The 3572-nt window shown below is 58.1% G+C and carries 2 rRNA genes; both read left to right on the forward strand.

Going from position 1 to position 3572, the window contains the following annotated elements:
• Positions 1–197 precede the first annotated feature (197 nt).
• Positions 198–3324: ribosomal RNA gene (locus tag ACFXMF_RS46455) — 23S ribosomal RNA — on the forward strand.
• A gap of 129 nt (positions 3325–3453) precedes the next feature.
• Positions 3454–3570: ribosomal RNA gene (gene rrf / locus ACFXMF_RS46460) — 5S ribosomal RNA — on the forward strand.
• The last annotated feature ends 2 nt before the right edge of the window (positions 3571–3572 follow it).

The following is a 3572-nucleotide window of genomic DNA, read 5'->3' on the forward strand; positions in this document are numbered from 1 at the left end:
TCGGGCACGTTGTTGGGTCCTGAGGGAATGGGCCCGGCCCCACGGTCTTCTGATCGTTGGGGCTGGTCTGTTGTCTCGGGAAGGTTCCGATCCTCGGACGATCAATGAACCGCCGGTGTTCACCGGTAGGCGTCGGTCCTCAAGTCTGTGGGAATCGGTTGTTGTTTGAGAACTGCACAGTGGACGCGAGCATCTGTGGCCAAGTTGTTAAGGGCGCACGGTGGATGCCTAGGTACCAGGAACCGATGAAGGACGTGGGAGGCCGCGATAGGCCCCGGGGAGCTGTCAACCGAGCTGTGATCCGGGGGTGTCCGAATGGGGAAACCCGGCAGTCGTCATGGGCTGTCACCCGCACCTGAATATATAGGGTGTGTGGAGGGAACGCGGGGAAGTGAAACATCTCAGTACCCGCAGGAAGAGAAAACAACCGTGATTCCGAGAGTAGTGGCGAGCGAAATCGGATGAGGCTAAACCGGTCACGTGTGATACCCGGCAGGGGTTGCGTGATCGGGGTCGTGGGAGTGTGCTTGATCGGTCTGCCGGCCGGTCGGCGAGTCAGAAACCGTACATGTAGTCGAAGGACATGCGAAAGGTCCGGCGTAGAGGGTAAGACCCCCGTAGACGAAACATGTGCGGCTTGCTTGCGCATTTCCCAAGTAGCACGGGGCCCGAGAAATCCCGTGTGAATCCGGCGGGACCACCCGCTAAGCCTAAATATTCCCTGGTGACCGATAGCGGACTAGTACCGTGAGGGAAAGGTGAAAAGTACCCCGGGAGGGGAGTGAAATAGTACCTGAAACCGTGTGCCTACAAGCCGTGGGAGCGTCGTCATCCGCGTTTACGTGGGTGGCCGTGACTGCGTGCCTTTTGAAGAATGAGCCTGCGAGTTTGCGGTGTGTGGCGAGGTTAACCCGTGTGGGGTAGCCGTAGCGAAAGCGAGTCCGAACAGGGCGATTGAGTCGCGCGCCCAAGACCCGAAGCGGAGTGATCTAGCCATGGGCAGGGTGAAGCGCGGGTAAGACCGTGTGGAGGCCCGAACCCACCAGGGTTGAAAACCTGGGGGATGACCTGTGGTTAGGGGTGAAAGGCCAATCAAACTCCGTGATAGCTGGTTCTCCCCGAAATGCATTTAGGTGCAGCGTCGTGTGTTTCTTGCCGGAGGTAGAGCACTGGATTGTTGATGGGCCTCACCAGGTTACTGAGATAAGCCAAACTCCGAATGCCGGTAAGTGAGAGCGCGGCAGTGAGACTGCGGGGGATAAGCTCCGTGGTCGAGAGGGAAACAGCCCAGAGCACCGACTAAGGCCCCCAAGCGTGCGCTAAGTGGGAAAGGATGTGGAGTCGCACAGACAACCAGGAGGTTGGCTTAGAAGCAGCCACCCTTGAAAGAGTGCGTAATAGCTCACTGGTCAAGTGATTCCGCGCCGATAATGTAGCGGGGCTCAAGCGCACCGCCGAAGTCGTGTCATTCGTACATGCAGCCAAGCCTTCGTGGTTCAGGCGTACGGATGGGTAGGGGAGCGTCGTGCAGCGAGTGAAGTCGCGGTGGAAACCAGCGGTGGACGCTGCACGAGTGAGAATGCAGGCATGAGTAGCGAATCACACGTGAGAAACGTGTGCGCCGGATGACCAAGGGTTCCTGGGGCAGGCTAATCCGCCCAGGGTAAGTCGGGACCTAAGGCGAGGCCGACAGGCGTAGTCGATGGACAACGGGTTGATATTCCCGTACCCGCTACGACGCGCCAGCGCTGAACCTCGTGATGTTAAGGCCGTGAAGCCGCCGGGATCCTTCGGGTGAACGGTTTTGGTGGAGCCGCCGAACCAATCGGGTAGTAGGTGAGCGATGGGGTGACGCAGGAAGGTAGTCCAGCCCGGGCGGTGGTAGTCCCGGGGTAAGGGTGTAGGGCGTTGTGTAGGCAAATCCGCACAACACGAGCCTGAGACCTGATGCCGACCCGATTGTGGGGAAGTGGATGATCCTATGCTGCCGAGAAAAGCCTCTAGCGAGTGTCGTGGCGGCCCGTACCCCAAACCGACTCAGGTGGTCAGGTAGAGAATACTAAGGCGTTCGGGTGAACTGTGGTTAAGGAACTCGGCAAAATGCCCCCGTAACTTCGGGAGAAGGGGGGCCATTGCTGGTGAGGGGACTTGCTTCCCGAGCTGGTGGTGGCCGCAGAGACCAGCGAGAAGCGACTGTTTACTAAAAACACAGGTCCGTGCGAAGTCGTAAGACGATGTATACGGACTGACGCCTGCCCGGTGCTGGAACGTTAAGGGGACCGGTTAGCTCTTCGGGGCGAAGCTGAGAACTTAAGCGCCAGTAAACGGCGGTGGTAACTATAACCATCCTAAGGTAGCGAAATTCCTTGTCGGGTAAGTTCCGACCTGCACGAATGGCGTAACGACTTCTCGACTGTCTCAACCACAGGCCCGGTGAAATTGCACTACGAGTAAAGATGCTCGTTTCGCGCAGCAGGACGGAAAGACCCCGGGACCTTTACTATAGTTTGATATTGGTGTTCGGTTCGGCTTGTGTAGGATAGGTGGGAGACTGTGAAGCGGACACGCCAGTGTCCGTGGAGTCGTCGTTGAAATACCACTCTGGTCGTGCTGGATGTCTAACCTGGGTCCGTGATCCGGATCAGGGACAGTGTCTGATGGGTAGTTTAACTGGGGCGGTTGCCTCCTAAAGGGTAACGGAGGCGCCCAAAGGTTCCCTCATCCTGGTTGGCAATCAGGTGTCGAGTGTAAGTGCACAAGGGAGCTTGACTGTGAGACCGACAGGTCGAGCAGGTGCGAAAGCAGGGACTAGTGATCCGGCGGTGGCTTGTGGAAGCGCCGTCGCTCAACGGATAAAAGGTACCCCGGGGATAACAGGCTGATCTTCCCCAAGAGTCCATATCGACGGGATGGTTTGGCACCTCGATGTCGGCTCGTCGCATCCTGGGGCTGGAGTAGGTCCCAAGGGTTGGGCTGTTCGCCCATTAAAGCGGTACGCGAGCTGGGTTTAGAACGTCGTGAGACAGTTCGGTCCCTATCCGCTGTGCGCGTAGGAGTCTTGAGAAGGGCTGTCCCTAGTACGAGAGGACCGGGACGGACGAACCTCTGGTGTGCCAGTTGTTCTGCCAAGGGCATGGCTGGTTGGCTACGTTCGGGAGGGATAACCGCTGAAAGCATCTAAGCGGGAAGCTTGCTTCGAGATGAGGACTCCCACCAACTTCGGTTGGGTAAGGCCCCCGAGAGACGATCGGGTTGATAGGCCGGGTGTGGAAGCCCTGTAAGGGGTGGAGCTGACCGGTACTAATAGGCCGAGGACTTGTCCTCAGTTGCTACGCGTCCACTGTGTGGTTCCCGAACCGCAATCGGTTTCGGGGAACCCGTTGTTGATAATTGAATCACCGCATGTGATTTCTGGTTCACCGAACGACCCTTGATTGTAGGGTTCGATGGTTTTCCGGTGGTCTTGGCGGAGAGGAAACGCCCGGTCTCATTCCGAACCCGGAAGCTAAGCTCTCCAGCGCCGATGGTACTGCACTCGAAGGGGTGTGGGAGAGTAGGACGCCGCCGGAATC

Source organism: Embleya sp. NPDC059213, from assembly GCF_042754445.1.
GTDB lineage: Bacteria > Actinomycetota > Actinomycetes > Streptomycetales > Streptomycetaceae > Embleya.